Below are 25,763 nucleotides of genomic sequence, written 5' to 3' on the forward strand. Positions count from 1 at the left end.
GAGCGACATGAACAGCATAGGCGCGAATGCCACGATTGCCGTCGGACCGTTCTTTCATTCCGGGGAGGCCGAATGACCTACCACTGGGATTTCCAATCCATCTGGCCTTTCTGGGATCTGTTCCTCTGGGGGCTTTGGATCAGCATCGTCTACACGGTCGGCTCGATCGTCGCGGGCATTCTCATCGGCTTCCTGACCTGCGCGGCTCGGCTTTCGGGCTGGACGGTCCTGAATATCATCGCCCGCGTGTATCAGGAGGTATTCCGCTGCACCCCGCTTCTGGTGCAACTGCTCTGGTTCTACTACGCCTTTCCCTTGCTGGTCGGCGGGTCGATCGACAACCGCGTGGCGGGGATGCTGACGCTCTCGCTCTATGTCGGAGCCTTCTATGCGGAAATCTTCCGCGGCGGCATCGTCTCCATCGATCGCGGCCAGCGGGAGGCGGCGGCGGCAATCGGCATGAGCCCGTGGCAATCGATGACGAGGATCGTCCTGCCGCAGGCCCTGAAGCGCATGCTGCCTTCGTTCATCAACCAGTCCGTCATCCAGTTCAAGAACACCTCGCTGGTCTCGGTCATCTCGGTCGCCGACCTCGCCTACATGGCGGCGGTCGTGAACGGGCAGACCTATCGCCCGCTCGAATCCTACACCGTGATGGCTGGTCTCTACATCGCCATGCTCCTGCCGCTCACCCAGGCCGCAGACTGGATCGAGCGTCGGCTCCGGGTAAGCGACTGAAGGCGGAAAAGAGGAAACGCGACCATGGCCATCCACACGAATGCACCGATTCTCGAAACCGTCGGCCTGCGCAAGAGCTACGGCGCCCATGAAGTGCTCAAAGGGCTCGACCTCAGCCTCGATCGCGGCGAAGTCGTGGCCTTGATAGGCCCTTCCGGTTCCGGCAAGTCGACGTTCATCCGCTGCCTGAACATGCTCGAGACGCCGACCGGCGGCACCTTGCGCTTTCGCCAGAAAGAGGTGCATCCCGGATTTCGCGACAAGGGAGAGCAGATCGGCATCGGCACGCTGCGCCGCCATGTCGGCATGGTGTTCCAGCACTTCAATCTCTTCCCCCACAAGACGGTCCTGCAGAATGTGACGGAAGGGCCGATCACCGTCTGCAAGACGCCGAGGAAGGAAGCCGAGGAACGCGCGATGCATCTCCTGGGGCAGGTGGGGTTGTCGGAAAAGCATGCCGCCTATCCCAATCACCTTTCCGGCGGCCAGAAGCAGCGTGTGGCCATCGCCCGTGCACTTGCGATGCAGCCGGAAGCCCTGCTGCTCGACGAGGTGACGAGTGCGCTCGATCCGGAACTGGTGGGAGAGGTGCTTGCCGTTATCCGCAAGCTCGCGGAAGACGGCATGACTATGGCCATCGTGACCCATGAAATGGCATTCGCGGCCGATGTCGCAAACCGGGTGCTGTTCCTCGATCAGGGGGTGATCGCCGAGGAGGGATCTCCCGACCAGGTGATCCTCAATCCGCAAAATCCGCGTCTGCAGGGCTTTGTCGCCCGGTTCCACGGATAAGGCGATGGCGAGGCTGCGCATTTCGATCGTCGGCGCCGGCAGGCTGGGGACCGCTCTTGCCGCCCTGCTTGCGGGCCAGGACGAGTTTACCGTCGACGTGATCGACCCGTCCGAGGATGCCCTCGACAGGTTCGACCAAAGGCAATTGCCGATCCGCGCCCATCTGCTGCGCCACCGCGAGGACCTGCCGGCGATGCTGGCGAAGGCGGATGTGACGGTCGCGGCCGTTCCCGAAGCTGCGCTCGATCAGGTGGCCGCGGCTGCCGGCGCGGCCGGGACGCATTTCCTCGATTTTTCCCCGGCCAAGGCCCATGCGCAATCGCGCCTGCGCGAACTTTCGCGCGAGCGGGCGGTGTTCAGCGGTTGCGGCGTCTCGCCCGGCATCATCGACAATGTCGCGTGCGGACTGGTGCACGAATTCTCGCCGATTACCGATCTGACGATACGGGTCGGCTCGATCCCTCGCTTTCCGACGAACCGGCTGGGTTATGGCCAGATCTGGAATGTCGACGGCCTGATCGACGAATACACGCGGCCATGCGCCGCCATACGCGACGGCCGGCAGGTGATGATCGAGCCCCTGGAGGCCTACGAGCGCATCGTCATGGACGGTGTGGGCTACGAATGCTTCACCACGGCCGGCGGACTGGAGGACCTCGAAGCCCTGACCGCCGCCGCCCCGCGAAACGTCGTCTTCAAGACGCTAAGGTATCCGGGGCACCTGGAATACATGCGGTTCCTGCTCGACGACCTCGGCTTGCGCGGCCGGCGCGATATGCTCAGGAGCCTCCTTCTCAACGGTCTGCCCGTCATTCAGGACGACCTTCTGCTGCTGGTGGTAACGGCCCGCGGCGAGCGCAACAGCCAGATGGCGGAACGCACGATCTCCCATCGTTTCGTCCCGAACCCGAAAATCGCCCCCTTCAACGCCCTGACAACCGTCGCCGCCGGCTACGCCGCAACATTGCTGCTGCTGTTTGCACGCGGAGAGATCGCCGATGCGGGGCTCGTACCGCATCAGCGGATCGAGACGGGCCGCCTGTTCTCCGAGCGGTTCTTGTGCTCCTTGAAATGCGATTGAGGCAGTAGCGTAGGAGTGCCCTTCCGACGTTGTCGCCCGCGGCGGGGAAACGTCCAACCGTTACGGGATGTTGAAACCCCACAGGCCCGCTCTAATGTAGAAGTGTCAAACACAGGAGCTGTCCATGGGTATTTTCAGCCGAATTAAGGAGAAACTCTTTGGAAATTCAAAGGAGAATCCGAACCACACCGTGACTGCCGATGCCGGTCAATCCGTAGCCGCCGGTGTCACGGCGACGTCCACGACGGGCAGTAAGGCAGGTCCCGCCCAGACGCCGGAGGCTGCCGAACCCAGCCTTAGCAACGAAGTTACCGCCACGCTCGCAGGTGCCAATGCCGAACCCGCAGCATCGGTGCGAGCCGAAGCCGTCGATGTCGCCGCTATCATGGATGCTGCGGTCAAGAAGAGTGGCCAGAAGCTCGATTGGCGCCGATCGATCGTCGATATGATGAAGGCGCTGGATCTGGATTCGAGCTTGTCTGCCCGCAAGGAGCTTGCCGACGAACTGGGCTTCACGGGCGACAAGAACGATTCTGCCACAATGAACGTGTGGCTTCACAAGGCGCTCATGAAAGCGCTCGCCGACAACGGCGGCAAGGTGCCGCCTGAATTGCTCGACTGAAACAAGCAAGGCTCCTCCACGACGATCACTTTCGGCATCGGTGGAGGAGCCTGTCGCCAATTCCTGGGCTGTGTAGGTCGTGAGTTCATGCCGAGGCGCAACTTGCTGGCTCTGTGAGCCTATCCGCGCGACCGCCTCTGCGCGAATTGCTTTTAGCGAAACGCTTCGGCTGGCGTTTTGTATTCGAGGCACTTGCACGGGCGCGCCGATCGCAAATCTTGTTCAGGTCGTACCCAGTGATGGAAAGCGGGTTCACATCTCTCGAAAGCCATTTCCTGGTCGTCCGTTCGTATTCCCGCCGGTGCCCTCTTGCCAGGGTGATTGCGGATCGTAGAACGAGGCTGCAGAGCCAATACCGGCGTCAAGGAGGAGTTGAACGCTGTTCCATGTGGAAGGTCAATGGCGTGTGCTATAGGGCAGGACCTGCATCACGCCGATGAGCCGCTCCATGATCGCCGCGATTGGTGATCGTTGTTGCGCAGGAGAAAGGTGAAGCGGCTGACCGGTTCGACCGGCGAGGTCAAATTCGCCCTGCTGAACTTTTGGCGAAACTGAAAGAGGTCGCACTCCCAGTGGCCGAATTGCTTGTGATCGGCGAGTGTCCGGGCGGCGTAGGATGTTGAGATCCGGAATGAAGTGCGGCCGTGCCGGCGCCTGGCATGCCGCCGCCAGCGTCGTGCAGAATGTTCCGGCAGATACCTCCAGAGCTTGGAGCGCTAACGCCAGGCGGCGCTTCGACATAGGCGTTCGGGCGCTCCGTGATCTCCAGAAGGTGGGCCGGCAGGGGGACTGTTTACCCGGATCGCTTTTTGGATTCTGTTATAGAGGTGATTTGCGGGGAGGCCCACGATGGATTGCCCAAGCTGTGGCGGCACAGATCTGATCAAGCGCGGCAGCAAGGCCGGGCATCAACGCTACCGATGCCGCGCCTGCGGGCGCTATAGCACCGACAGCCCGCCCAAATTCAGCGCCCAGACCAAGGCCATGGCGATCGAGATGTACATGAACAGTATGGGCATTCGGGCGATCGGCCGGGTGCTTCGTGCTTCGCCCGCGACGGTGCTGAACTGGATCCGCAAGGAGCATGCGGTCCTGCAGCACAAGCTGGCCCAGGCCGAGCCGACCGACACCGGGATACCCGATGTCATCGAGATGGACGAGATCTACACCTATGTCCAAAAAAACAGCGGCGGGCGGTGATCTGGACGGCCTATAGCCGTCGCCGCCGCCGGGTCGTCGCATACCATATCGGCGACCAGGGCGTGCGCAGCGCCATCGCCATCTACGATCTGGCCAAGGCCGCCGTCGGCCAGATCGGCGCCATCTTCACCGATGCCAACTCCTGCTATCATCTGGCCTTCGAGCGGATCAAGGCGACCGAGCCGCATCGGCAGACCAAGGCACAGACCCATCTCATCGAGTCCTCGAACGCCTCGTTCCGCGACATGCTGGCCCGCTTCAACCGAAAAACAAAGCGGGCTTCCAAGTCACTCGAAATGCTTCAGATCACAATCGACATCTTCATCGCAAGAAAGCGCCTCGCGAGTCCAAGATGAACAATCCCGCCGGCAGGGGAGGGAAGGCGCGGGCCGCCGCGAGGGCGGTGGAGCCGGCGTCGGCCGGCGGCGTGGTGTGCGGTGACGCGGAGCCGTCCGGGGCGTCGAATTCGCTAGCCGATAATACGGGGCATTTCTTATATTGTGAGCGATAATGCCATCTATCGCTCAAGCAGTTCTATGAGCGCGTTGTGCGTGCCGACAAGTCGATGGATCGCCATCAAGCTGATGGTCGACCGCAGCGCTGAAAGCCAGACGGTCGTGGAAATGCGCAAGCAAATCTCTGCGCTGTTTGAGGAGCAGCGCCGTGACATTCAGATGTAGCAGACGCCATCGGCCATGCAAGCCGATAAGGAGAGGGCACGAAGGCGTCGGCTTACTCCGATGACAACTGGCCCTGGATCGGCCGGCGCCCACCGGTATCGATCCTGCCATCGCGGCCCAGCAGCACACGACTGCCGCCGGCCGCGACGCGTTGCCCGTGAGCAGACTGGCCCGGCGAAAAATATCCAAGATGAACAGCGCCGGCTGATCCTTCGGCAAGCCGAACAGGAGCGCCAAGCGTGATAATGACCGGGATAGCAAGGAGCGCCAGTTACGGCTTTACTCCTGCGTCAGGCCGTCGAAGACTTCCAGCAGGGCGTCCACGATTGCCTGGCCGAGCGCATTGGCCGCGGCAGCGATCTGCTCGTCACCTTGATCGCGCGCCGCCAGGCAAAGGTTGCCGCCCTCCTCCGCAACGATCGCTCTCGCCCGCTCAATTGCCCATTGCGCAAGATCGCTGCGATTTTTGATCGTGACAGTTTCCATGCTGGTGACCTCGATTACAGTTTCTTGGATACCGTGCGATAAGATTTTGGCGAGCGCATCGAGTTTTGCGTATGCGCTTGTCTCAATCGGCTCTTGCCGTTCCCTAGCGGTCTTTGGCGATTGGTACCATAGCGATCAGCAGACGACTGTCGTATCGCTTGACCTTAAACCACGATCACGGCTGATTTCCATCCCAACAGTCTCCGGCATTGTGATGCCCTGGTGCAGGATGTCTCCCGCTCGCTTCGTTGAATGTCTTATCCTGATGTGTTGGACGCCGATTAATCTCGCCTCGGCTCTGCAATGCGAACGCTCGTGGATTGAGGCCATGGAGGCTGGAGCTGAGCCGATCCTGGATGAACCGGGCTCAAGGCGCTTGCTGACGTTCATACGCAATTGTCGCCGCTTAGAAGCATTTGCGGACGACGGTCAGTAGTATGACACCCACAAGGAGGAGCGGCTACCAGTCTATATCCGGGTCGCTTAGATAGGCAGGGATTTGCGCATTCGCCCCGCCGGCAGCCTGGAGCAAAGCCACGCAGCGGTCACGCTCCATCTTGATTGCTTCAACAATCATTTTGACAGGGCCTTCTGGCCGCAGGCGAGATGCCGGGCGGCAATCGACCAGGCGGGCCGCTCCGTGCTTGAATGAAATAGGCCAATCTCCGAGCTCAATCGCTTCTCCTCGGCGACATGAGCCGGGAGAATGGCAAGCTTAGCTTGCGTCAGCATTTTCGGACCCTTAACCGTGCGCCGATGCGACGAACGACGCGAAGGAAAACGGTTGTGGCGTGATATTGCCATACGGCGTATAGGTGCCGTCCTCCTGAAACGGTGGGTGAAACAGCGCGCGCTCGAACTTCTGCTCTGCAACCAGAGAGGCTCTTCTGAAGAGTTCACGCACAAGACGCCATCGACTGCGACTTGAGCGAACAAATGGTCGAGATGCGATGAACACGACCCTTCATATCTGGCTGTCTCATCCGGTGCCTTGACTGGGATGGCAGAGATGCGCGTTGTCCACGTCACGCTGGTATTGCGCAAGCAGAGAGCCCTCAACAATCAAGTCCTTTCTGATTTCTGTCCTACAGAGGAATGCCGGCGTGATTTTTCAGCAAGTTATAGGAGAGCAAGCTGGTCTATCCTTTTGCGACATTGTTTATATATCAACTGCAATTGGAAGCCGTCTCACCTGCTCCATGGGTTGATCAGTTCGATGCCAAAGCCCTCAAAATCCTTGATGTTGCGCGTTGCGAGCGTGAGGTCGTGTGCAATCGCGGTGGCTGCGATCAGGCCATCCATCGATGACATGCCTCGGCCCCTTCGCTTTGCATGCCCCATCAAATCGCCCCAAGCTAAGGCAACACGTTCTTCCACTGGAATGACACGATGCTCGAAACGTTGTGGCAGATCGCAGGCAAGCCACTCGGTTAGTGCATCGCGTTTTCGCCCGTTGTCCATAAGGGCAACGCCCCGGCGAATTTCCGCCAGCGAAATGACACTTAGAAAGGAGCGGTCCTCATCGAGTCGGCCCAACCATTCGAGAACGTGGTCTTCAGGGCGCGGCTTTGTTACCTCTGACAGAACATTGGTATCGAGTAGAATTCTCACAGCGACAAATCACGTGGTTCGTCGCGCTGACGCTCAAGGTCTAGATCGGCGCTTCGTAGGGGCGAGTCCATCAGAAACTCAACAAGCGTGCCCCTGCGTACGGTCTTCCGTTGCCATTCTTCGACAGAAACGACAACGACGCTTGGCTTGCCGTTTCGGGTAATTGTCTGCGGTGCGGATTGCGCGCGGTCGATGACCTCGGAAAGTTTTGCTTTTGCGTTGGCGACGGTCCAGATTTTTTCGTCGTGTGGTGATGGTTGCATAGTGGATGCCTGATGACTAGAGTGACTATGATGACTATATAATCCAATGCTGGATGAGCGACAAGTAGCTTGACGACGGGGGAAGGGAACTCAGAGCCCGGCAGCCTTGGTGAGGTTGACGCGGAACCTGTCGCGGCGGCGCTGGTAGCGGCGGGTCATTTCGGCGGAGGCGTGGCCGAGCTGCTTCTGGACGTGGCGTTCGTCGATTTCGGCCGAGGAGGCGAGGCCGGCGCGCAGCGAATGGCCGGCGAATTTCTGCCCGCGCTCGGCCTCGGGAAGATCGCCGCGCACGCCGGCGGCCAGCGCCGTCTTCCTGACGAGGCGGGCCACCTCCTGGTCGTTGAGCCGGTCGGGGCCGACGTCCTTGCCTTTGCCGGTCACGCGGCGGAAGAGCGGTCCCCTGGCGATCCTGGCAAAGCGGATCCAGGTTTCGAGCGCGACGACGGGGCAGGTGGCGTCGCAGGAGCCGCGGCCGATCTCCACCTCGCGCCAGCCGGTCTTGCCGCGCAGCGTCAGGAGCAGGCCCCGATCGAAGATTTCGACCCAGCCGCGTCCATCCTCGTTCTGGTCACGCCCGAGGTCGAGGCCGGTGATTTCCGAGCGGCGCAGGCCTCCGGCAAAGCCGATCAGCAGCATGGCCCGGTCGCGCAGGCCACGCAGGCTTGCCCGGTCGAGCGTCTCCAGCATGGCGACCAAATCTTCCGGCAGGATCGCTTCCTTCTGGCGCGGCGGGGCGGCATGCCTGTTGCGGATGCCGGCAAGGATGGTGGCGATGGCCCGGTCCCTGCGGTCGAGCTTTTCTCCGCCGCGCTGGGCATAGTTCCAGCAAAGCGACGACAGCCGCCGTTCGATGGTCGAAACACTCATCGGCCTTCCGGCGCCTGCAGACGTACCCGCGGCGCAGGCGGTGATGTAGAGGCCGACGACCTGCGGGTCGGCAGGAAGAAGCGGAAGGTTCTGCCGCCGGCACCAGGCGGCAAAGTGCTTCCAGTCGGAGGCATAGGCGCGCCGGGTATTGGCGGAGGCGGCGGCCTCGACATAGGCGCGGGCGCGATCGGTGAGATCCCGCAGATGCGCGGTCGCGCCGGAACGGCCTTCCGGGGAAGGGGAGGGGAGGACCGTCGACATCGGCGCAAGCGAAACATTAACCGCAAGCGCTGTATCGTCCGCCGGCGTTGCGTGTTCCGGAGCGGGCTTTTCGCTGTTCTGCTCGACGAGAGAGGTTATTTCCTCATAAGACGGCATAATGAACGATAATGCAAACTTATCGATCATTATTTATGAAAGACAAGCCGTGCGGTTTATATTGCACTCTATAGCATAAACCGCTCAGTCGGTGTAGGCTGACTGCTATGGATTCGCCCGCCGCCCCGCCCGCTTCTGCCTCGACGTTCACGTCCCCGTTGCCCGGCTGGATCCTGCCGCGCGGCCGCGAGCCGGACGAGCTTGCCGCTGCCTTCGCCGCCGGCATCGCCTTGAAATCGCTGGACGATCTTGTCCGCTCCGCGCCCGTCTGGGCCGGCTGCTGGCGGTCCCGCCAGGCTCTCAAATGTGCCGCCGTCGCGGTCCGGCTGATGGGGCGCAGCGAGGACGAGGTGGCGTTGCGCGACGCCGTTCTGCTCACCGCTGCCGGTGACGATCCCGGCCCGGCCGGCAGGGTGTTTTTGGCCACCAAAAGGTTTTCCACGCGAAAGCCCGCCTTTTCCTCGAAAGCGGTGGCCGAGCTTGCCGATCTGTTGGGGCTCGCCTGGGACGATCGGCTCACCGCGGCCGTCGACCATGCCGACGACGCGCTGCAATCGAGTCGCCCGGCGCCGTTTGCCGCGGCGGACCTGGTCACGGCCATCCAGGCCGTGCGGCCGGATGCCGAGCCGCTCGCCTGGATGCTGGCCGACCTGCTGATCGCCGCGTTGCTAAAATGGGATTGTGCCGTGCCGCTGCTGATGGCGGAGCGCTACGGGCCCGCCTTCAGGACGCTTGGGGGCAGGGGGCGCGTGCGCCCGGGCGAGCCGGCCTTTGCCCGTGCCGTCTGCCTTGCCCTCACCGAGGCGACGGGCGCGGCCCTGCGCACCGCCGGCGAGATCGCCCGCCGCGCGGAGACGCTGCGCATCGTCGCGCCAAAGGTCCGCACCAGGGGCGCCGGTACCGTCATTCAGGCCCTGCTCGACGAGGACGCCGTGGCCGCCTCGGCCCCCGGCAGTCACCTGTCGCGCTGGGCGGCGACCCGGCTGTTCGACCGGCTGGAAGGCTTTGGCGCCGTGCGGGAACTGTCCGGCCGCAGCGCGTTCCGGATCTATGGATTGTGACGATGGCTGAACCGGAGGCAAGCGGCACGCGGCAAAACCGCAGATCGACATCGGAGGACGAAGTCCTCCTGGATCGGGAACTGGCGGAGCTGCGGCCGGAGCTGCGCTGGCGGGAATGGATGCTGCGCGTCGAGGCGGTGATTTTTGCCGCGGCCGAGCCAGTCGGCCGTGAAACGTTGGCCCGTGTCGTCGGCAAGGACTGCAGCATCGACCTGCTGATCGACGACCTGCGCGCCGAACTGCGTGACCGGCCCTATGAGATCGTCTTCGTCGCCGGCGGCTGGCAGCACCGAACGCATTCGCGTTTCGCCGTTTCGATCCGGGCGTCGCAGGCGCCAGTGCGGGGAGGGGCGCCTGCCCTGTCCGACTTCGAGGCCATGGTGCTGATGGCCATCGCGTATTTCCAGCCGATCACCCGCGGCGACCTGTCAAAGATCTTCGGCAAGGAGGTCAGCCGCGACATGATCGCCAGTCTCCGCGGTGCCAACTTCCTCGCCTCCGGCCCGCGTAGCCCGACGCCGGGCGCGCCTTATACCTATGTCACGACAAAGCAGTTCCTGTCGGCCTTCGGCCTGCAGACGCTGCGTGACCTGCCGGATGTCGAGGCGCTGGAGGATGCCGGGCTGCTCAGCCGCAAGGGCGTGCAGGAGGAAGTCTTGGTGGCAGTCGAGGGCGAGGAAGAATAGATTATGATTAGGTGCGCGGAGAGTCTTCGTATTACGCGCTTTATGGCCGCATCGGTTCAGGCCAGCTCGTCGATATTCTGGCGAAGCAGCGCCGGAAATGCCTTCAGGCCACTTTGTTGAAGTCCGTCGATGAAGGCTTCGGCGGACGGCATTGTCTTGCGGAGATTGTGCCGGGCTCGTTTGATGCTGGACATCAGCGCCTCGGGAAACGCCGCACGGAGGCCGATAAGGAAATCATCCGGAGACTGGCTGGCCACACCGTAGGAAGCAAGGTCTCTTGCCGGAAAGTCCCTGAGATTCCAAGTGACGATAAGGGAGGCTTTCCCAGCGATGGCGGCTGCCAGAACGTGCCGGTCGTCAGGGTCGGGTAGGTGGAGGTCTTGGATCAAGCGGTGATAGTCGGAGACGTCCGCATCCGGCAGGACGGCCTTCATCCTGTTTCGCGTGGCTATCAGGCGTTCGATGGGCAATGCCGGCGTGTTGACAGCCAGATTACGAATCCACTCGTCATGAATGTCGTCCGTCCAGCGGGCCTCGACGAGACCGTCGAAGGCGCACTGGATCAGGACGTTGCGTAGATGGAAGGGATAGAGGACGCAGGCATCATACACCGCGACGGGCGGTTTAGAGGCCATGGGTCTGAATGAGGTCCTCTGTGTCGTCGGCGAGCGCATCCATCGCAGCCTGGCGGGCGTCGAGCTTGGATTTCAGCGCGAGTACGTCCTTCAAAAGGGCGCGACGATGCTTGCCCACGTAACGGAACGGCAGATCGCCCCGGTCCATCCGCAGGACGACGAGGGGACGGGAGATGCCCAGGATCGCGGATGCCTCGGTTGGGCTCAGTTCCTGGTCCTCGGCCAGGACAGCAACACGCTCTCCGCGCAGCATGTGCGCCAGGAGGGCTTCAACCGCGGCAGCAGCCGAGGGCGGAATCGAGAGCTTTTGTTCGCGGCCGCCCTCATGATGGACGTGAAGCTCTAGCCTGTCGCCTGCAGCGAGCTTCGGTAGGGGCGAGGCTATTCTGCGGTCCCGATCCGACAATCCGGCGAAATGAATGAGCTGGCTGGCCATGGTGCGGTCTCCTTGGCCGCAATATAGTGGGTCAGGCGATTAACTGCAATAACTGAAATCCACGAATGATGCTATGCCGTGGCGATCTTGTCGTCACAGCCAATGATACCCGGAAGCAGTCGAGCCGAGCATCGTCAAATTCGCTCGGGTGTCGGCGCCCTCTGGTTTCACATGTTCACCCCAGACTCTATAAGAAGCGCTCAAGCGCGCGGCGTTACGCGCTAGGCTCAGGACTCTTTAAATCAAAGCCAGAAGATGACTGTTGCGGCGATACATATGCTTGAGAAGAAGGTATGCGCGCATCGGTCGTATCGGGTTGCGATACGGCGCCAGTCCTTGAGCTTGGCGAAGAGGTTCTCCACCTTGTGGCGCTGGCGATAGAGCACCTTGTCGTAGGAGTATGGTATCTTGCGGCTTCGGCTGGAGGGAATGCAAGGTTCGATACCTCTTGCCTGTAGGGCGTCTCGGAACGGCGTGCTGTCATAGCCCCGGTCGGCAATGAGCGTCTTGGCTGGCGGCAAGGCATCCAGCACAAGGCGCGCGCCCCTATGGTCACTCATCTGCCCCTCGCTGAGCAGCATGATGATCGGGCGTCCCTCACCGTCGCAGACAGTGTGTAGTTTTGAGTTCAGTCCGCCTTTGGTTCGCCCGATACGGCGGGGAACATCCCCTTTTTGAGCAGGCTTGCGGCTGTCCGGTGCGCTTTGAGGTGTGTGGCGTCGATCATGATGCGTTCGGGCTTCGGGCCGTCACCGGACAGGGCCACGAAGATGCGGTCGAATACACCCAGGCGGCTCCAACGGATGAAGCGGTTATAGAGCGTCTTGTGTGGCCCATAGTCCTTTGGCGCGTCTTTCCATTGCAGGCCGTGCTTGATGACATAGACGATCCCGCTGATCACACGGCGATCGTCGACGCGCGGAACGCCATGTGCCAAAGGAAAATACGGCGAGATCCGAGCCATCTGGTCTTCACTCAGTAGAAACAAATCACTCATCACGGCCTCCTATCGGATACCGTGAATCACACCTCAGGCCAAATTAATAGGTCCTGAGCCTAGCCAATGCGAGATAGGTGGCATGAAGCAGCAGTTCGACTTGTTCGGAACGGGGGAGGCGAGGGAGCCGGAAGTGAAATCCCAATCTCCGTCCAAACACGATGTGCGAGGCATCGCGGACGAAATCGAGATGGTCCGCCGGCTCGAAGAAACCGGCCGCTATCGCGTTTTGCGGAAACTGGATCCTCGCGCCATTGCGCATGTGCCGCGGCCCGGCTTTCCATTGCGTGGCGCCATTGTCGATACGGAGACGACAGGCCTCAATGCGCGCAAGGACGAAATCATCGAGATCGGGATTGTCGCCTTCAGCTTCGACGAGGCTGGAAACATCGGTGATGTCACTGACTTCTATGGTGGATTGCAGCAGCCGAATGTCGCCATTCCTGCCGACATCACGCGGCTGACCGGCATCACGGACGTCATGGTGGCCGGCCAGACGATCAACATTGCGCGGGTGCAGGCCCTGATCGAGCCGGCCGATCTGATCATCGCCCACAATGCCGGCTTCGACCGTCCCTTCTGTGAAACCTTTTCCCCGGTCTTCGCGCCGAAGGCATGGGCTTGCTCGGTCTCCGAGATTGACTGGTCGGCCCGCGGCTTCGAGGGAACGAAGCTTGGCTACCTTGTCGGGCAGGCGGGTTACTTCCATGATGGACACCGCGCCGTCGACGACTGCTTCGCACTGCTCGAGGTCCTGGCTCGGGGCGGACAGGAGCAGGGCAACACCCCGTTCGCCGAACTCTTCGCGGCAAGCCGGCGCTCGCGGGTTCGCATCTTTGCCGAGCACAGCCCGTTCGATATGAAGGATCATCTCAAGGCCCGCGGCTACCGATGGTCGGACGGAAGCGACGGGCGGCCGAAATCCTGGTGGGTCGAGGTCGCCGACGACATGCTCGACGAGGAACTCCGCTATCTACGCGCCGAAATCTACCGCTGGCCCGACGCCGATCCGCCGATAAGGCGCCTCACCGCCCTTGAGCGCTTCAAGGCGTGAGCCATCGCCAGAACCGCAGACCGGTCAAGCGTACATACCTCAACAAATCTTCACCCGGTTCCGTCGTCCGTCAGCCCGGCCGCTCGAAGGGCTACCGCGACCTGAAGGCCTCGATCATCGCCTTTGTGACGTCGCCGGGGAAACAGACCGGCGCATAGCCGCCCGGCTTGCTATAGGCGCTCCGCTTGCCGCAGCGCCGTCCGGCGCGATCGCGGCTGTATGGGCACGCACATGAGCTCGGATAGGAGTCGAGAGATTCCGCGATAATGCGCTGGATCAAGACTGAGTCCGGAACGACGGGGACGGCAACCTCGATTTCCTCTGGCTTTTTCTCCTTCTTTGCCGGTGCGGTGTTGATTTGCACTGAGAACTGACCCGGGATTGCGGGAAATTATCACTGAGATTTGACCCATGTTTCAATCATCCCTCGCGAGGTTTCAGCGGGGGCTCTGGAGTGATCGACATGGCGTTACTGAGCGTAATCCGACGCTGGCATTTTCGAGAGCATCTATCGATCCGGGAGATTTGCCGCAGGACCGGCCTGTCCCGGAACACTGTCCGCAAATACCTGCGCCTGGACGGCGTGGAGCCGAAGTTCAAGGTCCCGGAACGACCGAGCAAGCTTGATCCGTTCGCGGATCGGCTGTCGGCCTGGCTGAAGACGGAATCCAAGAAGGGCCGGAAGCAGAAGCGCACCCTGAAGCAACTCCATGCCGACCTGGTGAGCCTCGGCTACGACGGTTCCTATTGCCGTGTTGCAGCCTTTGCCCGGGAATGGAAGACAGACCGGCAGAGGGAATTCCAGACGACAGGGCGCGGAACGTTCGTGCCTCTGGCCTTCGAACCGGGTGAGGCCTTCCAGTTCGACTGGTCGGAAGACTGGGCTATCATCGGCAATGAGCGCACCAAGCTGCAGGTGGCGCATACGAAGCTGAGCTACAGCCGCGCCTTCATTGTTCGGGCCTATCTCCTCCAGACGCATGAGATGCTGTTCGATGCCCATAATCATGCATTCCGGGTCTTCGGCGGCATCCCCGGCCGCGGCATCTACGACAATCTATGGACGCCTCCCGGGCGAGATGAACATTTGGCGGCACTCGGCATTGGATGCGTGAATCTATCCGGCCTATCGCTGGAGCGATCACGCTCCTGGCCTTGATGGGAGTCCGCTGCCTCTTTCCTCATAACATGATCGACCTTTGTGGCCTTGTCGTAAATCAGGATCCGAAGCTGCGGTCCGTGCCGTTACGCCATCAGTTCTTACCTCGCATTCATCATTGCCTCACAGGCAACGATTGGCAAATGACTATTTTGCGGCATAGCGCTCCTGTCGTGTGAGCAAGGCCCATGCTACCCGCGCGGTCTTGTTGGCGAGCGCTACGATCGCTTTATTAAATCCACGGCGAGCGACGAGCTCTTTCAGCCATTGCGATCGGCGATCGTCGTGACTGGCAAGTCGGCTGATAACTGCGCGTGCACCATGGATCATTTGGCGACGGAGGTAGTGGTTCGCTCGGCGGCCAATTCCGCCGAGGCGTGGTTTGCCGCCAGTCGTGTATTGTCGCGGGACCAGCCCGATCCAGGCCGCCAGTTCTCGCCCCGATTTGAAGTGGCGCCCGTCCTCAACGCTGGCCACCAGTGCAGTTGCAATGATCGGACCGACGCCAGGCAGTTCGCACAGACGGTGGCAATCTTCTCGCTCGCGGCAAATCTCGCTAATCTTCCGGTCGAGCCTGGCAACCCGGTCATTCACATCGGTGAGCTGGTCAAGGAGTTCGAGGAATAGCTCGCGCCCGAGATCGGAAAGAGGTGCATTCTCGACAGCCGAGGGTGCCTGAGCAGCAAACCGCCATGGCCCCTGCGGCAAAACGATTCCATACTCGGCAAGAAGGCCGCGGGCATGATTGATCAGCGATGTCCGCTGAACGATCAGACGCTCCCTAACTCTATGTAGTGACTGAAGGTCTTGCTGTGCGGTCGACTTGACCGGTACGAACCGCATGGTTGGACGTGTCGCCGCTTCATAAATCGCCGCAGCATCGACCGCATCGTTCTTGGAGCCACGGACAAAGGGCTTCACGAAGCGTGGATTGATCAGCAAGACCTCTCGCCCGTCATGCTGGAATTGCCGCCCCCAATGATGAGCGCTGGCGCAGGCTTCCATCGCTACCATCCTGGGGTTTATCGCTTTGACCGTTTCGGCCAACTTCGAACGGCTGATCTTCCGCGACAGGATAGCGCCATCCGACGCGATGCTGTGGAGATGGAATGACGACTTTCCAAGATCGATTGCGAGCAATTCGAATGTCATGACTTCCTCCTTTAGTTGGGCCCCTCATTCTGAGGCCTCGGAGGGAGGCGTCCATCCCATAACATGCGCACGGCGATCGACAAGGTCGGCCGCGGCAAGGAGCGCGACGTCAATGTCCGTTTCCTGGCGATGGCCAGTCACTATGTGTATGAGCCCGAGTTCTGCAATCCCGCGTCCGGCTGGGAGAAAGGGCAGGTCGAGAAGAACGTTCAGGATGCGCGTCATCGCTTCTTTCAACCCGTTCCGCGCTTTCCATCATTGGATGCCCTGAACGACTGGCTGGAGCTTCGATGCAAGGAGTTCTGGGCAAAGACCCCACACGGACAGATGCGCGGCACCATCGCCGACATCTGGGCTGAGGAGGCTCTGGCGCTGATGCCTGTTACCCGCCCTTTCGACGGCTTCGTCGAATATACGAAGCGGGTCACGCCCACCTGCCTCGTCCATCTGGAGCGCAATCGCTACAGCGTCCCCGCATCCTTTGCCAATCGACCGGTGAGCCTGCGGGTCTATCCGGATCGTGTCGTGATCGCTGCGGAGGGCCAGATCGTCTGCGAGCATCGTCGCGTCATCGATCGCTCCCATGATCGACGGGGACAGACGATCTACGACTGGCGGCACTATCTGGCGGTGGTGCAGCGCAAGCCAGGTGCTCTTCGCAATGGCGCACCCTTCATCGAGCTACCGGACGCATTCCGGACCTTGCAGCAATATCTCCTGAAGAAGCCGGGTGGCGACCGGGAGATGGTCGATATCCTTGCCCTTGTTCTCCAGCATGACGAACAGGCCGTGCTATCGGCGGTCGACATGGCGCTGAAGTCCGGAGTTCCGACCAAGACGCATGTGCTGAACCTGCTGCATCGTCTCGTCGATGGCAAATCCTTCACACCGCCCACCATCGACGCGCCTCAGGCCCTGACGCTCACCAATGAGCCCAAGGCCAATGTCGAACGCTACGATGCGCTCAGAAAGACGGAGGTTCGCCATGCGTCATAATCCGGCAAGCGGCGCTATCGTCATTATGCTGCGGCAGTTGAAGATGCATGGCATGGCCCAGGCCATTGGCGAGCTCACCGAGCAGGGATCGCCAGCGTTCGAGGCCGCCATCCCGATCCTGTCGCAGCTCCTCAAGGCCGAGACCGCGGAACGTGAAGTGCGATCGACGGCCTACCAGCTCAAGACGGCACGCTTTCCAGCCTATCGTGATCTGAATGGCTTCGACTTCACCAGCAGTGAGATCAACGAGGCGCTGGTCCGCCAGCTTCATCGCTGCGACTTCCTCGACGACGCCAACAACATCGTCCTGGTCGGCGGTCCCGGCACGGGCAAGACGCATGTCGCCACGGCCATCGGTGTCCAGGCCATCGAACATCATCACAAACGGGTTCGGTTCTTCTCGACCGTGGAACTAGTCAATGCGCTGGAGCAGGAGAAGTCCCAAGGTCGTCCAGGCCAGATCGCCAACCGCCTGGCACACTCCGATCTCGTGATCCTCGACGAACTCGGCTACCTGCCGTTCAGTGCTTCAGGCGGTGCGCTGCTATTCCATCTGCTGAGCAAGCTCTACGAGCACACGAGCGTCATCATCACCACCAACCTGAGCTTCAGCGAGTGGGCCAGCGTCTTCGGCGATGCCAAGATGACCACCGCGTTGCTCGACCGCCTCACGCATCATTGCCACATCCTCGAAACTGGAAACGACAGCTTCCGATTCAAAAACAGTTCGGCCCATGAGCCCAAAGCGATGAAGGAGAAACGGAGGAAATTGACCACCCCAACCACGACGGACGATACCTAAGGCGGGTCACTTCTCGGTGCAAATCCCGGGTCAGTTCTCAGTGCAAATCAACAGGCCTTCAGGATCTGTTTTTCGGCGAAGTAAATATCCTTGAGCGTATCAAGGAAGAGGTCGTTCAAAGTCTTTTCCGTAGCCATTGGAGAATCCGATCAAATTTTCGAGATGAATGGACTCAAACAACCGTGGAACCGAGACGACGTTCCGCTGCTCGGAAAATAAATCGGTACGAACCGAACCCACCCTCACTTCATCAAGCCCGCGGAACGCAGCGCTTTCTCGATGATGGACTGAATACTGTTGTCAGCACCGGCAGGTGAGGGCGGCTGCTTGACCGTTTCGTCTGGGGAGGAGGACGCATGCGGCTGACCGCGGCGCTCGAAGGAGGCGGCAAGGCCCCAGCCTCTCGCTATCTGCACAGTCGAGGAAACACCGACGTCGAGCATGAACGGCGCTGCCCTACCATATCCGCTGGACGCTTCGATCGGCGTGCCATGACCCATACCTGAAATGATGTAGAGTTCTATTGCCTCCAGGCCGCGATCGTCGTGCCATACAGATCGCAAGTTTCTACCCATCGTCTCGATTTGGGTGGGCTGTACCGGAACCGCATGTACGCCCCGCCATTGCGCGACGAGCGCGGCTGCGTTGTCAGGGACCACAGTGTTGTCGCTCGTACCCTGCCAGACGGAAATCGTCGGCCAAGCGCCATCATGGCGTGAGGCGGTGCGCAGGCTTTCCTGCAGGCTATTGGTGCCGGGAAGACCCTGCCCGCGCATTCGGTCGAACGCCTCGGGAACAGTCAAGGCGGCGGCGTAGGGCAAGCCGGCGATGATAGCGCCACCGGAAAAGACTTCTGGATAGCAGGCCAACATGGCATTCGCCATGGCGCCGCCGGCCGATAGACCGGTGATATAGATTCGGCGCTCATCGACGCCATGTTCGGCGACCACGCTGGCGATCATCTGTCGGATCGACATCACTTCGCCCCGATCCCGCTGGGTGTCCGCGGCATTGAACCAGTTGAAGCACAGGTTCGCGTTGTTCTGCCTGTTCTGTTGGGGGAAAAGGACAATAAAGCCGTAGTCCTCGGCGAGCGCGGACCAGCCTGAACCGACATCGTAGCCGGCGGCGGTTTGCGTGCAGCCGTGCAGCACGACCACCAGAGCCGGTGCCGCCGGCAATTGCTTCGGCACATGCTGCCACGCCGCCAAGGCGCCCGGGTTTCCGCCGAAATGATCGAGCTTCTTGAGAATGGAGCCGGGCGATGTCGCAGGCTTGACTGAGCGCAGTCGCGCGAGCCGTTCGAGTGTATCAGATAGCGATCTCATGAGGAGCTCCAGGTAGCGCGCCGGATTGGCCGCATACACTGGAACCCCTCCGCAGCATTAAAGTTGCTGCGCTGCACAATAATTCTTCTGGCGAATGAACGGAAAGAAGCCGCCTCGAGAGGGCGGCTTCCAGATTGCTTATCGTGTAACAATCAAGGCTGCTTCTTCATCGTCACGCTGGCGTCCGCCGAGAGCTGCTGCAGCCGATGCGATAGAGGCGCCGACGAGAAGGGACAGGGCGCCAAGCATCGCCGCCGTCGCGGCGGATTTTCGGGCCTCGTCGGCGGCTTTGAGGGCGGCATTCTTCGCATCCTCGATCTGAGTCAGTACCTGATCGACCCGGGCGCGCGCCTCTTCGGGTGGGATACCGGCGCGTGACGCAACGATTGATGAGATATAAGCCCGGTCGGCCTCCGGCACGCCGTCATTTACCGCACCTTGCATCAGGATGCGGGAAATTTCGGCCGTGGCCGATGCATTGTCCGCTTGAGCGCGGCTCGCGAGATCCTGCGGGCGCAACAGCATATCCGTGAAGTAGCCGGTCGCAGCATCGGGTGCGGCCGGATCGCTGTTTGCCGCGGCCGCGGTGCCCGCAACCGTGGCGGTGGCTGTCGCCGTCGATACGGCCTGGGCGCCGGCGCCGGCGAGCGAGGTGAATGCAGAGCCTGCCATGCCAACGACAACCACCGTTGCCAGTGCCCAGCTTAGAAAACCATGCGCGGTGTCGCGAAAGAACACCTCATCCGTATGGACGTTGGCCCACTTGGTGCGCAGGCGGCCGGTCAGATAGCCGCCGAGCGCGGAGGCCAACCACTGGACGACCACGAACCAGATCGCTGCCGTGACGCCGACAGTGGTGAAGGAAGCACTGTCGCCCGACCATGGCGAGACCATCGTCAGGCCGACGCCGGAGCCAAGCAGGAGTAGAATGATCGTGGCGGCCGCCGCGGCCACCGCGCCGCCGATGACCGGCCCCCACGCGAGCGCCGGTGTGCTGGATTCCACACCGACGTCGGAAACACCCGAGCTGTAAAGGGACATGTCCGCCTCCTATCGCAGGAAGAGGACGAGCAGGATAACGATCGGCAGGGGAATACCCAGAAGCCAGAGAAGAATGCCGCGACCCATTTTGAAGACCTCCAGTAATGCGCGAGCGAATACCCGCACCTGGCGCCCCAACTCCTTGAATTCCCTGATGTTCCATAAAACAGCGCGGCAATTTCTATTTTTCGAATTGCGGAACTATGCGACAAGCAGGGTGTTCCTTTAGGGCCTGATCTCAGGCTCGAACGAGGAACAAGATCATGAAAAAACTTCTCCTAGCCGCCGCCTTGGTGGGCGCATCGACCTTTGGCGCGTTTGCTCAGACGTCAACCACCCCGGCAACCGATGGCGACACGCCGGCTGTTGCTACGCCCGATACCAAGAATGCGACTGCTCCGGTCGAAGGCGCGAACAGCTTCACGGAGGACCAGGCGCGGGAACGCATTACCGCAGCAGGCTATGCCGATGTTACCGGCCTCATGCTGGATGACAAGGGTGTCTGGCAGGCCAAGGCGACCAAGGACGGCAAGGCCGTGAGCGTCGCGCTCGACTATCAGGGCAACATCGTCGCCAACTAAACTGAGACTTTAGGAGATTCCTATGAAAACCGTTACAGGACTTTTCGACGAATATTCCGATGCAAGCGCTGCCGTCAGTGCCCTGGAGGCACGCGGCGTGCCGTCCAGCGATATCAGCATCGTTTCCAACAATGCGGACGAACGTCATAACAAGGAAACCAATGCCGCCGAAGGCGCCGGGACAGGTGCAGGCATCGGTGCGGCCGTCGGCGGCGTCGGCGGCCTTCTCACCGGGCTCGGCATCATGGCCATTCCCGGCGTCGGGCCGGTGGTTGCTGCCGGTTGGCTTGCCGCCACGGCGGCGGGCGCAGTGGCAGGCGCGGTAGCCGGCGGCGCAGCAGGCGGGCTGATCGGCGCGCTCACGGAATCCGGCGTCTCCGAAGACGACGCACATGTCTATGCGGAAGGGGTTCGCCGCGGCGGGACGCTCGTGACGGCGAAGGTTGACGAAAGCCTCCAGGCGGAGGCCGAAGCCATCCTTCGCAAGTCGAACTGGGTTGATCTCGGCCAGCGGCGCGCGGTCTATGCCAACGAGGGCTGGACCCGGTTCGATGACACCCTCGACCCCTACGGGCCGGCGGAAGTCGAACAGGAGCGCCTGCGCTATAGGCGTTGAACCATCTCGGAAAAGGCCGGCAATCGCCGGCTTTTTTACGTCGGGTGGATGATTGATACTCGAAGGACGTAGCGCCCGCTTCGAACATTGGCGATTGGCAATCAATCTTGCGATCAGGAAATGTTAGGTCGACCCACGTCCATGCCAGCTCCATCGCGTGCCAATGCCTTCTCGATCTCGCCCGGCGACACCTGAAGGAATTGGCGCCTGGCCATAGCGACCGAGATCGCGGGAATTTCAAGATGGGTCGCCACCCTCCGATACGCCGTGAAGCTCAGGCCTTCTATCAACTCCTCGTCAACGACAAGGCGATACGTGCCCGCTTCCAGAGGCTCCGAAAGGGACTCCAGATGAAATGGATGCGTGAATGTGATTTCGGTTTCTGTGGTTCTTTCGGTCATCTTGAGCACCACCTTTCCGCCGTCATTGCGCTGAAAACCATCAAACCCATCCCTCGATCAGGATGTAGACGATTAATGCAAAGCTAGCCGCGGATAAGGCGTAACCGGCTAACGTCGCGAAATCGTGTTTCTTCGGTAGATGAAATAGGGAAGACATGATGTCCTCCTCGCTTAGGGCCAGGGTAACAAACCCTCAAACAGCAGCGCCCGTAAAATGGCTGCTGGAATAATTACAGTGAACCCGTTTCCCTTCTTTAGCAACGAATGGTTTTTGTATTTTAGAGATTCAGCTCATTTTCCTTTTGTAATATTTAATAAGATATGCCGATTGCACTTGTTTTCGACATAATTAGTATCTATATATTGATTGTCAGAATTGCTTATGAGCGCTGGAGAATCTCTGTTGCTCGCAATTTCTGTCATCGCTTCATGCTTTTGACCACGGATGTACTGGCACTTGTAGACAAGCGATGATGAGGAAGGTCGGTGCGGTTTCGCCCCGGCCTTTTTTGTTGGTTGCTTCTGCAAGTGCCAGGAGGATGGGAGATTCAAATCGTTCCTGAGGGCCAACAGGTTCTGAATATTTAGAAGAGCGACGTGATCGTCTCAGTACGGCGCATTTTCAATTGCCGACAAGTCGTTTTGGAGCTGAAGTTTCGCGAGCGGTAACACGGCAAGGAGGACGAACCCTTCTTGCCGGTAGGAAACGGATGCCTCCCCAAAGGCTTGCAGGCTAGAAACGATGAGGCGCGAACCAAAACCCTTGCGGTCCGGTTCGAAATTGACAATGCGCGGGCCATTTAACTCCCGCCAGCACACGATGAGTGTCTCCATTCCATCGCGGTGCTCTAGGTCCCAAGAGATCTCGACATGCCCCTCTTCGTTTGACAGGGCTCCGTATTTCGAAGCGTTGGTGAGCAGTTCGTGGAAAACCATTGCGAACGATAGGGCCGCTTGGGGTCCTAGCCGGATATCAGGTCCATCTGCCCTGATACGGGAGCTCCCGTCCAACCCGATATTCATCTGGGCGGCGGCCATGACATCCGCGAGCGTCGCACTTACCCAATTTTTCTGCAGCAGGATTTCATGGGCCTTGGCATAGGCTGCAATACGCAGCTGAAGCTTGTCGCTCGCATCGTCCAGTGAAACCGCATTCCTCAAGGATTGCGTCACGATCGCCTGAACGACAGACAGCGTATTCTTCATGCGGTGGGCGAGCTCGTGCATGAGGAGGCGCTCACGTTCCTCCCGTTCGCGTTCCCCAGTCCTGTCGCGAAGGATCTTGATGAAGCCGATGATCTTGTCGTCGGGCGCGCGCAACGCCATCATCTCGCCCGAGGCCCAGAACATCGTGCCATCGGCGCGCAGATGCCATCGCTCGTCATTGCCCCGGCCCCGGTTGAGGGCAGCGGTCATCTCCTTCTGCGGAACGCCATTTTCCCTGTCTTCCTGCGTGAAGAAGACCGTGGCCGGTTTTCCGATCATGTCCTCGGCTTTCCAGCCAAGTATCTTTACCGCGCCTTCGTTCCAGCTTGTCACGAGGCCGTCGAGATCCATGGATATGATGGCGTAGTCGATCGCGCTCTGCACGATCGCTTCAAGGAAGCGCTCCCGGGAGGAAATCGTTCCGGTATCGACTGCGATCTTCATGAAGATATCTCGAACTCCGCCCAGCACGTTATGCCACGGATCATATCGCTTGCGCAGTCATATATGTGCATTTGGAATGCGGCCGAAATCTAGGGACGGTTCATTGCTTTGAAGCACGCGATGATCTCGTCGAAGCCGAATGGTTTTGAAAAGAACTTTGCCGCAGGCGGTAAATCCGTGCTCATCGGCTGTATCCGGCCCGACGCCACGATAATCCCGGCATCGGGAAAACGCTCGAAAACTCTATGGGCGAGATCAAGGCCCGTTAGCTTGCCTGGCAACTGGATGTCTGTGAAAAGCAGATGGATCGTCTGCTCGTTTATGATCTCGATAGCATGCTCTGCCGAGCCGGTATCTAGAACATCGAAGCCCGCCTCATGCAGTGCGTCAACCAATGTCAAGCGGATCAGCACTTCGTCTTCGACAACCAGAACTTTGCCCACGATATTCTCCTGCCAATGCTCACCAACCCCTGGAACCGCGCAACGTTCCGTCTTTGACCAAGGTCACCGTGATTGGCGCCCTTGCCGAAAGTCATCGATGGTGAACAGTACTTCGCCTTCTCATCCGTAGACCGCCTACCTTGGCGCGCTGCCGGCACGAAACGACCGCAATTGAGGACTTGCCAATGCGAGGTATCGGGCGCAAGGTTCGTATTCCAGCAGCCATTGACAAGGGCGCTGCTGTTTGAGGGGTGGTTACCCTGGCCCTGAAAATGAAGGAGGACTCGATGTCTTCCGCTTTCCGCCACAAACAGCAGCAATATGTATCGGACGCCGCGAGCGGCTATTTGTTTTTTGCAGTCAGCCTGGTGATGATCCTCGTCCTCCTCATGGAGGGTTGGCTGTGGTGATCCTCATCTTCAAAGGTCCCGATACTCCGGGAGCGCATCGCCGAACCGTCCTCCGACAGATTCTCAAAAACGCCGACTACGAGACACGCAGCCTTGCGCAAGGGCAGGGGACCAGCAGCGAAGACGCGGCAAATCTAATCCGCTTGATCAATTCGGCAACGATCGATGCTGGGGACTATCCTCTATCCCGTAAGGCGCGCGCGCAAGAGCAGCGCGCCAGCGTCGAGATTTGGGAAAACGAAGGCGGTTCCACCGCTGGGTGGCCACGATGCCCGATCGCCTGACAGCGATGCTCGTCGCCTTGGTTTTGGCGATCGGCTTTGTTTGGGGCTACCGCCCGGACCAAAGCCGATATGATCGGCTTCACCCCTCTCAATCGCGTCAACCAGCATCGGTGCAGTAATATCCTTCATCAGGACAGACGCCCATGGAAGACGCAAGAGCTGATATAGCCGAGCGTGTAAGGAACATTATCACTGGGCAGTTGGCCGTCGAGATAACGAGGGTTGTCGATGATGCTTCGATTATCGATGACTTGGGGGCTGATTCCCTGGAAATGGTCCAGATCGTAATGCTCATCGAGGACGAGTTTGGAATCGCCATTCCCGACCAGCCAGCCGAAGAATTCCTGACGGTTAAGGATGCCATCGACTTCGTCGTTGCAGCACAGTCGTGACAGATAAGCGGACGCCCGGATGACGATCAGTCGTTACGGGATGAAGGAGTTGACGGATGACAGCGAACAGCGAACGGTTTTTCAAGCCGACAAAGACTACTGCAGATAAAAAGGCGTCGGAGACCAACTCGGTCGCCTGGAGGATCATCGACCAGGAGGCAGCAACGCGGGAAAAGAAGACCGAGAAATTGCGCGCGCTCCGCCTGGCGAAAGAGGTGATCAATCCTGCGCCCTTGCCGAAGTTGAAGCGAAAGTAGCAACGGAGGCAGGTCTGGTTGGAAGATTCATGACAGGAACGGCTGCCTGCTTGAAATTCACAAATTACTCCAACCGAAAGCCGAAGGCGAAAACGCCTTCGGCTTCGCATCTTGTGAATTCAGTGCTCGTCAGGACAATGTGCGCCCGCAATCGAAGGTGACCTTGCTGAGAAGATCTGCCGGCACCTGGATATCGGCCATTGCGGCGGCGACGAGTTCGTCCCGCTTCGCACGGTTTTCGTATCCTTTGTAGGTTGCCAGATCGGTGCTGCTGGCGGTGGCGATGCGACCGGCCGTGGCAGAGCATATGCCCGCCAAAGTCTCTACCCGTGCGGTCTTGATCGCCTCGGTGCGCGCGCTGGTGGTCGAAACCCATCCCGCATTGAAAGCGATAATCGGTGCAGCCACGAGGCCAAGAACGAAACCCACTAAGTAGGGTTTTGCTTTTTCCATGTTCAGACTGAATGACATGACTTTACTCCCTATAATCGATGATTATCGGGATCGATAAAGGCCCGCGCTCGGACCTGGAGCCAATGGCAATCCGGACAGTTTCAGTATGCGCTTTAACGGACATAAAGGAAATGAAATTAAAGATTTTTTTGGTGCTTCGTGACGTTTTCTCATCGTAAAATAAAAAAATCAGGATTTTAATTTCTGTGAT

Annotated in this window: 31 protein-coding genes and 5 pseudogenes; 20 read left to right on the top strand and 16 right to left on the bottom strand. The window is 60.0% G+C overall.

Annotated features, from left to right (window positions below; translation table 11 throughout):
- The first annotated feature begins 72 nt into the window (after nucleotides 1-72).
- The 4 genes from ACZ5TO_RS19685 (at nucleotide 73) to ACZ5TO_RS19700 (ending at nucleotide 3,233) form a co-directional block, all read left to right on the top strand.
- Complete coding sequence (locus ACZ5TO_RS19685; RefSeq protein ID WP_184141260.1) at nucleotides 73-738, top strand: amino acid ABC transporter permease; 666 nt, start codon at nucleotides 73-75, stop codon at nucleotides 736-738.
- A gap of 24 nt (nucleotides 739-762) precedes the next feature.
- Entirely contained in the window at nucleotides 763-1,530 is a 768-nt protein-coding gene (locus ACZ5TO_RS19690) for an amino acid ABC transporter ATP-binding protein (protein WP_464800923.1), read from the top strand.
- Between the two features lie 4 nt (nucleotides 1,531-1,534).
- Nucleotides 1,535-2,611: a saccharopine dehydrogenase family protein gene (locus ACZ5TO_RS19695; protein WP_184141262.1), complete on the top strand. Its 1,077-nt coding sequence runs from the start codon at nucleotides 1,535-1,537 to the stop codon at nucleotides 2,609-2,611.
- A gap of 124 nt (nucleotides 2,612-2,735) precedes the next feature.
- Nucleotides 2,736-3,233 carry a DUF3597 domain-containing protein gene (locus ACZ5TO_RS19700; protein ID WP_464800924.1) on the top strand — a complete coding sequence of 166 codons (498 nt, stop codon included), beginning with the start codon at nucleotides 2,736-2,738 and terminating at the stop codon, nucleotides 3,231-3,233.
- A gap of 152 nt (nucleotides 3,234-3,385) precedes the next feature.
- Here ACZ5TO_RS19700 and ACZ5TO_RS19705 read toward each other — a convergent pair.
- Nucleotides 3,386-3,943, bottom strand: a pseudogene (locus tag ACZ5TO_RS19705) (transposase); the annotation flags it as partial.
- Between the two features lie 139 nt (nucleotides 3,944-4,082).
- On the opposite strand from ACZ5TO_RS19705, the gene ACZ5TO_RS19710 reads away from it, so the two are divergent.
- From ACZ5TO_RS19710 to ACZ5TO_RS19720, 3 genes are all read left to right on the top strand, one after another.
- Nucleotides 4,083-4,433: an IS1 family transposase gene (locus tag ACZ5TO_RS19710; protein ID WP_184140593.1), complete on the top strand. Its 351-nt coding sequence runs from the start codon at nucleotides 4,083-4,085 to the stop codon at nucleotides 4,431-4,433.
- Nucleotides 4,430-4,789, top strand: coding sequence for an IS1 family transposase (locus ACZ5TO_RS19715; protein WP_464800925.1), 360 nt, complete (start codon nucleotides 4,430-4,432; stop codon nucleotides 4,787-4,789). The genes ACZ5TO_RS19710 and ACZ5TO_RS19715 overlap by 4 nt, the downstream gene beginning before the upstream one ends.
- Before the next feature lie 144 nt (nucleotides 4,790-4,933).
- Nucleotides 4,934-5,113 carry a hypothetical protein gene (locus tag ACZ5TO_RS19720; RefSeq protein ID WP_464800926.1) on the top strand — a complete coding sequence of 60 codons (180 nt, stop codon included), beginning with the start codon at nucleotides 4,934-4,936 and terminating at the stop codon, nucleotides 5,111-5,113.
- A gap of 279 nt (nucleotides 5,114-5,392) precedes the next feature.
- Here ACZ5TO_RS19720 and ACZ5TO_RS19725 read toward each other — a convergent pair whose 3' ends face one another.
- Nucleotides 5,393-5,599 carry a hypothetical protein gene (locus ACZ5TO_RS19725; RefSeq protein ID WP_184141268.1) on the bottom strand — a complete coding sequence of 69 codons (207 nt, stop codon included), beginning with the start codon at nucleotides 5,597-5,599 and terminating at the stop codon, nucleotides 5,393-5,395.
- 229 nt (nucleotides 5,600-5,828) lie between these two features.
- Between ACZ5TO_RS19725 and ACZ5TO_RS19730 the strand changes: the two are divergent.
- Nucleotides 5,829-6,040 (top strand): annotated as a pseudogene (locus ACZ5TO_RS19730) (hypothetical protein).
- 747 nt (nucleotides 6,041-6,787) lie between these two features.
- Here ACZ5TO_RS19730 and ACZ5TO_RS19735 read toward each other — a convergent pair.
- The 3 genes from ACZ5TO_RS19735 to ACZ5TO_RS19745 form a co-directional block, all read right to left on the bottom strand.
- Nucleotides 6,788-7,210, bottom strand: a complete 423-nt coding sequence (locus ACZ5TO_RS19735; protein WP_464800927.1) for a PIN domain-containing protein — start codon at nucleotides 7,208-7,210, stop codon at nucleotides 6,788-6,790.
- Nucleotides 7,207-7,473, bottom strand: a complete 267-nt coding sequence (locus ACZ5TO_RS19740) for a type II toxin-antitoxin system prevent-host-death family antitoxin (RefSeq protein ID WP_184141272.1) — start codon at nucleotides 7,471-7,473, stop codon at nucleotides 7,207-7,209. Before ACZ5TO_RS19740 ends, ACZ5TO_RS19735 begins: the two co-directional genes overlap by 4 nt.
- A gap of 90 nt (nucleotides 7,474-7,563) precedes the next feature.
- Complete coding sequence (locus ACZ5TO_RS19745) at nucleotides 7,564-8,601, bottom strand: tyrosine-type recombinase/integrase (protein WP_464800928.1); 1,038 nt, start codon at nucleotides 8,599-8,601, stop codon at nucleotides 7,564-7,566.
- Between the two features lie 224 nt (nucleotides 8,602-8,825).
- On the opposite strand from ACZ5TO_RS19745, the gene ACZ5TO_RS19750 reads away from it, so the two are divergent.
- Both ACZ5TO_RS19750 and scpB read left to right on the top strand, forming a co-directional pair.
- Nucleotides 8,826-9,779, top strand: a complete 954-nt coding sequence (locus tag ACZ5TO_RS19750) for a DUF1403 family protein (protein WP_464800929.1) — start codon at nucleotides 8,826-8,828, stop codon at nucleotides 9,777-9,779.
- A gap of 2 nt (nucleotides 9,780-9,781) precedes the next feature.
- On the top strand, nucleotides 9,782-10,465 hold the full coding sequence (gene scpB / locus ACZ5TO_RS19755) for an SMC-Scp complex subunit ScpB (protein WP_464800930.1): 684 nt from the start codon (nucleotides 9,782-9,784) through the stop codon (nucleotides 10,463-10,465).
- A gap of 56 nt (nucleotides 10,466-10,521) precedes the next feature.
- Here scpB and ACZ5TO_RS19760 read toward each other — a convergent pair whose 3' ends face one another.
- From ACZ5TO_RS19760 to ACZ5TO_RS19770, 3 genes are all read right to left on the bottom strand, one after another.
- Nucleotides 10,522-11,100 carry a PIN domain-containing protein gene (locus ACZ5TO_RS19760; protein ID WP_464800931.1) on the bottom strand — a complete coding sequence of 193 codons (579 nt, stop codon included), beginning with the start codon at nucleotides 11,098-11,100 and terminating at the stop codon, nucleotides 10,522-10,524.
- Nucleotides 11,090-11,536 (bottom strand): MerR family transcriptional regulator, encoded by a 447-nt coding sequence (locus tag ACZ5TO_RS19765; protein ID WP_464800932.1) that lies wholly within the window; start codon nucleotides 11,534-11,536, stop codon nucleotides 11,090-11,092. The genes ACZ5TO_RS19760 and ACZ5TO_RS19765 overlap by 11 nt, the downstream gene beginning before the upstream one ends.
- Nucleotides 11,537-11,778: 242 nt before the next feature.
- Nucleotides 11,779-12,533, bottom strand: a protein-coding gene (locus tag ACZ5TO_RS19770; protein WP_464800933.1) for an IS5 family transposase whose coding sequence is annotated in 2 segments (ribosomal slippage) — nucleotides 11,779-12,200 and nucleotides 12,200-12,533 — 756 coding nt in all. Because the reading frame shifts where the segments join, the coding sequence is not laid out codon by codon here.
- A gap of 82 nt (nucleotides 12,534-12,615) precedes the next feature.
- Here ACZ5TO_RS19770 and ACZ5TO_RS19775 point away from each other — a divergent pair.
- Entirely contained in the window at nucleotides 12,616-13,587 is a 972-nt protein-coding gene (locus tag ACZ5TO_RS19775; RefSeq protein ID WP_464800934.1) for a 3'-5' exonuclease, read from the top strand.
- 463 nt (nucleotides 13,588-14,050) lie between these two features.
- A pseudogene (istA, locus tag ACZ5TO_RS19780) lies at nucleotides 14,051-14,665 on the top strand (IS21 family transposase); the annotation flags it as partial.
- Between the two features lie 228 nt (nucleotides 14,666-14,893).
- On the opposite strand, the gene ACZ5TO_RS19785 reads toward istA, so the two are convergent.
- Nucleotides 14,894-15,898: an IS110 family RNA-guided transposase gene (locus ACZ5TO_RS19785; RefSeq protein ID WP_113426808.1), complete on the bottom strand. Its 1,005-nt coding sequence runs from the start codon at nucleotides 15,896-15,898 to the stop codon at nucleotides 14,894-14,896.
- Between the two features lie 60 nt (nucleotides 15,899-15,958).
- Between ACZ5TO_RS19785 and ACZ5TO_RS19790 the strand changes: the two are divergent.
- Nucleotides 15,959-16,894 (top strand): annotated as a pseudogene (locus tag ACZ5TO_RS19790) (Mu transposase domain-containing protein); the annotation flags it as partial.
- Complete coding sequence (gene istB, locus ACZ5TO_RS19795) at nucleotides 16,884-17,696, top strand: IS21-like element helper ATPase IstB (RefSeq protein ID WP_464800935.1); 813 nt, start codon at nucleotides 16,884-16,886, stop codon at nucleotides 17,694-17,696. The pseudogene ACZ5TO_RS19790 and the gene istB, both read left to right, overlap by 11 nt.
- Nucleotides 17,697-17,749: 53 nt before the next feature.
- Here istB and ACZ5TO_RS19800 read toward each other — a convergent pair.
- The 3 genes and pseudogenes from ACZ5TO_RS19800 to ACZ5TO_RS19810 all read right to left on the bottom strand — a co-directional run.
- Nucleotides 17,750-17,833, bottom strand: a pseudogene (locus tag ACZ5TO_RS19800) (DUF892 family protein); the annotation flags it as partial.
- A gap of 105 nt (nucleotides 17,834-17,938) precedes the next feature.
- Complete coding sequence (locus ACZ5TO_RS19805; protein ID WP_464801002.1) at nucleotides 17,939-19,024, bottom strand: extracellular catalytic domain type 1 short-chain-length polyhydroxyalkanoate depolymerase; 1,086 nt, start codon at nucleotides 19,022-19,024, stop codon at nucleotides 17,939-17,941.
- A gap of 138 nt (nucleotides 19,025-19,162) precedes the next feature.
- Nucleotides 19,163-20,065: a hypothetical protein gene (locus ACZ5TO_RS19810; protein ID WP_464800936.1), complete on the bottom strand. Its 903-nt coding sequence runs from the start codon at nucleotides 20,063-20,065 to the stop codon at nucleotides 19,163-19,165.
- A gap of 263 nt (nucleotides 20,066-20,328) precedes the next feature.
- Between ACZ5TO_RS19810 and ACZ5TO_RS19815 the strand changes: the two genes are divergently transcribed.
- Both ACZ5TO_RS19815 and ACZ5TO_RS19820 read left to right on the top strand, forming a co-directional pair.
- On the top strand, nucleotides 20,329-20,646 hold the full coding sequence (locus ACZ5TO_RS19815; RefSeq protein ID WP_234190475.1) for a PepSY domain-containing protein: 318 nt from the start codon (nucleotides 20,329-20,331) through the stop codon (nucleotides 20,644-20,646).
- Between the two features lie 22 nt (nucleotides 20,647-20,668).
- The gene (locus ACZ5TO_RS19820; protein ID WP_234190477.1) at nucleotides 20,669-21,262 is read left to right on the top strand and encodes a general stress protein; all 594 of its coding nucleotides are present in this window, start codon (nucleotides 20,669-20,671) and stop codon (nucleotides 21,260-21,262) included.
- 113 nt (nucleotides 21,263-21,375) lie between these two features.
- Here ACZ5TO_RS19820 and ACZ5TO_RS19825 read toward each other — a convergent pair whose 3' ends face one another.
- The 3 genes from ACZ5TO_RS19825 to ACZ5TO_RS19835 form a co-directional block, all read right to left on the bottom strand.
- Nucleotides 21,376-21,663 carry a hypothetical protein gene (locus ACZ5TO_RS19825; RefSeq protein WP_119258626.1) on the bottom strand — a complete coding sequence of 96 codons (288 nt, stop codon included), beginning with the start codon at nucleotides 21,661-21,663 and terminating at the stop codon, nucleotides 21,376-21,378.
- Between the two features lie 606 nt (nucleotides 21,664-22,269).
- Nucleotides 22,270-23,313 (bottom strand): sensor histidine kinase, encoded by a 1,044-nt coding sequence (locus tag ACZ5TO_RS19830; RefSeq protein WP_464800937.1) that lies wholly within the window; start codon nucleotides 23,311-23,313, stop codon nucleotides 22,270-22,272.
- A gap of 89 nt (nucleotides 23,314-23,402) precedes the next feature.
- Entirely contained in the window at nucleotides 23,403-23,756 is a 354-nt protein-coding gene (locus ACZ5TO_RS19835; protein WP_464800938.1) for a response regulator, read from the bottom strand.
- A gap of 287 nt (nucleotides 23,757-24,043) precedes the next feature.
- On the opposite strand from ACZ5TO_RS19835, the gene ACZ5TO_RS19840 reads away from it, so the two are divergent.
- The 4 genes from ACZ5TO_RS19840 to ACZ5TO_RS19855 all read left to right on the top strand — a co-directional run bounded on the left by ACZ5TO_RS19840 (nucleotide 24,044) and on the right by ACZ5TO_RS19855 (nucleotide 25,099).
- Nucleotides 24,044-24,166 carry a hypothetical protein gene (locus tag ACZ5TO_RS19840; protein ID WP_256365821.1) on the top strand — a complete coding sequence of 41 codons (123 nt, stop codon included), beginning with the start codon at nucleotides 24,044-24,046 and terminating at the stop codon, nucleotides 24,164-24,166.
- Complete coding sequence (locus tag ACZ5TO_RS19845) at nucleotides 24,160-24,450, top strand: hypothetical protein (RefSeq protein ID WP_160872149.1); 291 nt, start codon at nucleotides 24,160-24,162, stop codon at nucleotides 24,448-24,450. The genes ACZ5TO_RS19840 and ACZ5TO_RS19845 overlap by 7 nt, the downstream gene beginning before the upstream one ends.
- Nucleotides 24,451-24,593: 143 nt before the next feature.
- Nucleotides 24,594-24,842 carry an acyl carrier protein gene (gene acpP, locus ACZ5TO_RS19850; RefSeq protein WP_119258566.1) on the top strand — a complete coding sequence of 83 codons (249 nt, stop codon included), beginning with the start codon at nucleotides 24,594-24,596 and terminating at the stop codon, nucleotides 24,840-24,842.
- Nucleotides 24,843-24,898: 56 nt separating this feature from the next.
- Nucleotides 24,899-25,099: a hypothetical protein gene (locus ACZ5TO_RS19855; protein WP_119258565.1), complete on the top strand. Its 201-nt coding sequence runs from the start codon at nucleotides 24,899-24,901 to the stop codon at nucleotides 25,097-25,099.
- A gap of 129 nt (nucleotides 25,100-25,228) precedes the next feature.
- On the opposite strand, the gene ACZ5TO_RS19860 is transcribed toward ACZ5TO_RS19855, so the two are convergent.
- Complete coding sequence (locus tag ACZ5TO_RS19860; protein ID WP_257318186.1) at nucleotides 25,229-25,570, bottom strand: hypothetical protein; 342 nt, start codon at nucleotides 25,568-25,570, stop codon at nucleotides 25,229-25,231.
- Nucleotides 25,571-25,763 lie beyond the last annotated feature (193 nt).

The organism is Shinella sp. Sh6, from assembly GCF_055392685.1.

Bases quoted from the DNA above. Each gene is read 5' to 3' on its own strand.
- ACZ5TO_RS19685 (WP_184141260.1), top strand. From the start codon at position 73: ATGACCTACCACTGGGATTTCCAATCCATCTGGCCTTTCTGGGATCTG.
- ACZ5TO_RS19690 (WP_464800923.1), top strand. From the start codon at position 763: ATGGCCATCCACACGAATGCACCGATTCTCGAAACCGTCGGCCTGCGC.
- ACZ5TO_RS19695 (WP_184141262.1), top strand. From the start codon at position 1,535: ATGGCGAGGCTGCGCATTTCGATCGTCGGCGCCGGCAGGCTGGGGACC.
- ACZ5TO_RS19700 (WP_464800924.1), top strand. From the start codon at position 2,736: ATGGGTATTTTCAGCCGAATTAAGGAGAAACTCTTTGGAAATTCAAAG.
- ACZ5TO_RS19710 (WP_184140593.1), top strand. From the start codon at position 4,083: ATGGATTGCCCAAGCTGTGGCGGCACAGATCTGATCAAGCGCGGCAGC.
- ACZ5TO_RS19725 (WP_184141268.1), bottom strand. From the start codon at position 5,599: ATGGAAACTGTCACGATCAAAAATCGCAGCGATCTTGCGCAATGGGCA.
- ACZ5TO_RS19740 (WP_184141272.1), bottom strand. From the start codon at position 7,473: ATGCAACCATCACCACACGACGAAAAAATCTGGACCGTCGCCAACGCA.
- ACZ5TO_RS19745 (WP_464800928.1), bottom strand. From the start codon at position 8,601: ATGTCGACGGTCCTCCCCTCCCCTTCCCCGGAAGGCCGTTCCGGCGCG.
- ACZ5TO_RS19750 (WP_464800929.1), top strand. From the start codon at position 8,826: ATGGATTCGCCCGCCGCCCCGCCCGCTTCTGCCTCGACGTTCACGTCC.
- scpB (WP_464800930.1), top strand. From the start codon at position 9,782: ATGGCTGAACCGGAGGCAAGCGGCACGCGGCAAAACCGCAGATCGACA.
- ACZ5TO_RS19760 (WP_464800931.1), bottom strand. From the start codon at position 11,100: ATGGCCTCTAAACCGCCCGTCGCGGTGTATGATGCCTGCGTCCTCTAT.
- ACZ5TO_RS19765 (WP_464800932.1), bottom strand. From the start codon at position 11,536: ATGGCCAGCCAGCTCATTCATTTCGCCGGATTGTCGGATCGGGACCGC.
- ACZ5TO_RS19775 (WP_464800934.1), top strand. From the start codon at position 12,616: ATGAAGCAGCAGTTCGACTTGTTCGGAACGGGGGAGGCGAGGGAGCCG.
- ACZ5TO_RS19785 (WP_113426808.1), bottom strand. From the start codon at position 15,898: ATGACATTCGAATTGCTCGCAATCGATCTTGGAAAGTCGTCATTCCAT.
- istB (WP_464800935.1), top strand. From the start codon at position 16,884: ATGCGTCATAATCCGGCAAGCGGCGCTATCGTCATTATGCTGCGGCAG.
- ACZ5TO_RS19805 (WP_464801002.1), bottom strand. From the start codon at position 19,024: ATGAGATCGCTATCTGATACACTCGAACGGCTCGCGCGACTGCGCTCA.
- ACZ5TO_RS19810 (WP_464800936.1), bottom strand. From the start codon at position 20,065: ATGTCCCTTTACAGCTCGGGTGTTTCCGACGTCGGTGTGGAATCCAGC.
- ACZ5TO_RS19815 (WP_234190475.1), top strand. From the start codon at position 20,329: ATGAAAAAACTTCTCCTAGCCGCCGCCTTGGTGGGCGCATCGACCTTT.
- ACZ5TO_RS19820 (WP_234190477.1), top strand. From the start codon at position 20,669: ATGAAAACCGTTACAGGACTTTTCGACGAATATTCCGATGCAAGCGCT.
- ACZ5TO_RS19825 (WP_119258626.1), bottom strand. From the start codon at position 21,663: ATGACCGAAAGAACCACAGAAACCGAAATCACATTCACGCATCCATTT.
- ACZ5TO_RS19830 (WP_464800937.1), bottom strand. From the start codon at position 23,313: ATGAAGATCGCAGTCGATACCGGAACGATTTCCTCCCGGGAGCGCTTC.
- ACZ5TO_RS19840 (WP_256365821.1), top strand. From the start codon at position 24,044: ATGTCTTCCGCTTTCCGCCACAAACAGCAGCAATATGTATCGGACGCC.
- acpP (WP_119258566.1), top strand. From the start codon at position 24,594: ATGGAAGACGCAAGAGCTGATATAGCCGAGCGTGTAAGGAACATTATC.
- ACZ5TO_RS19855 (WP_119258565.1), top strand. From the start codon at position 24,899: ATGACAGCGAACAGCGAACGGTTTTTCAAGCCGACAAAGACTACTGCA.
- ACZ5TO_RS19860 (WP_257318186.1), bottom strand. From the start codon at position 25,570: ATGTCATTCAGTCTGAACATGGAAAAAGCAAAACCCTACTTAGTGGGT.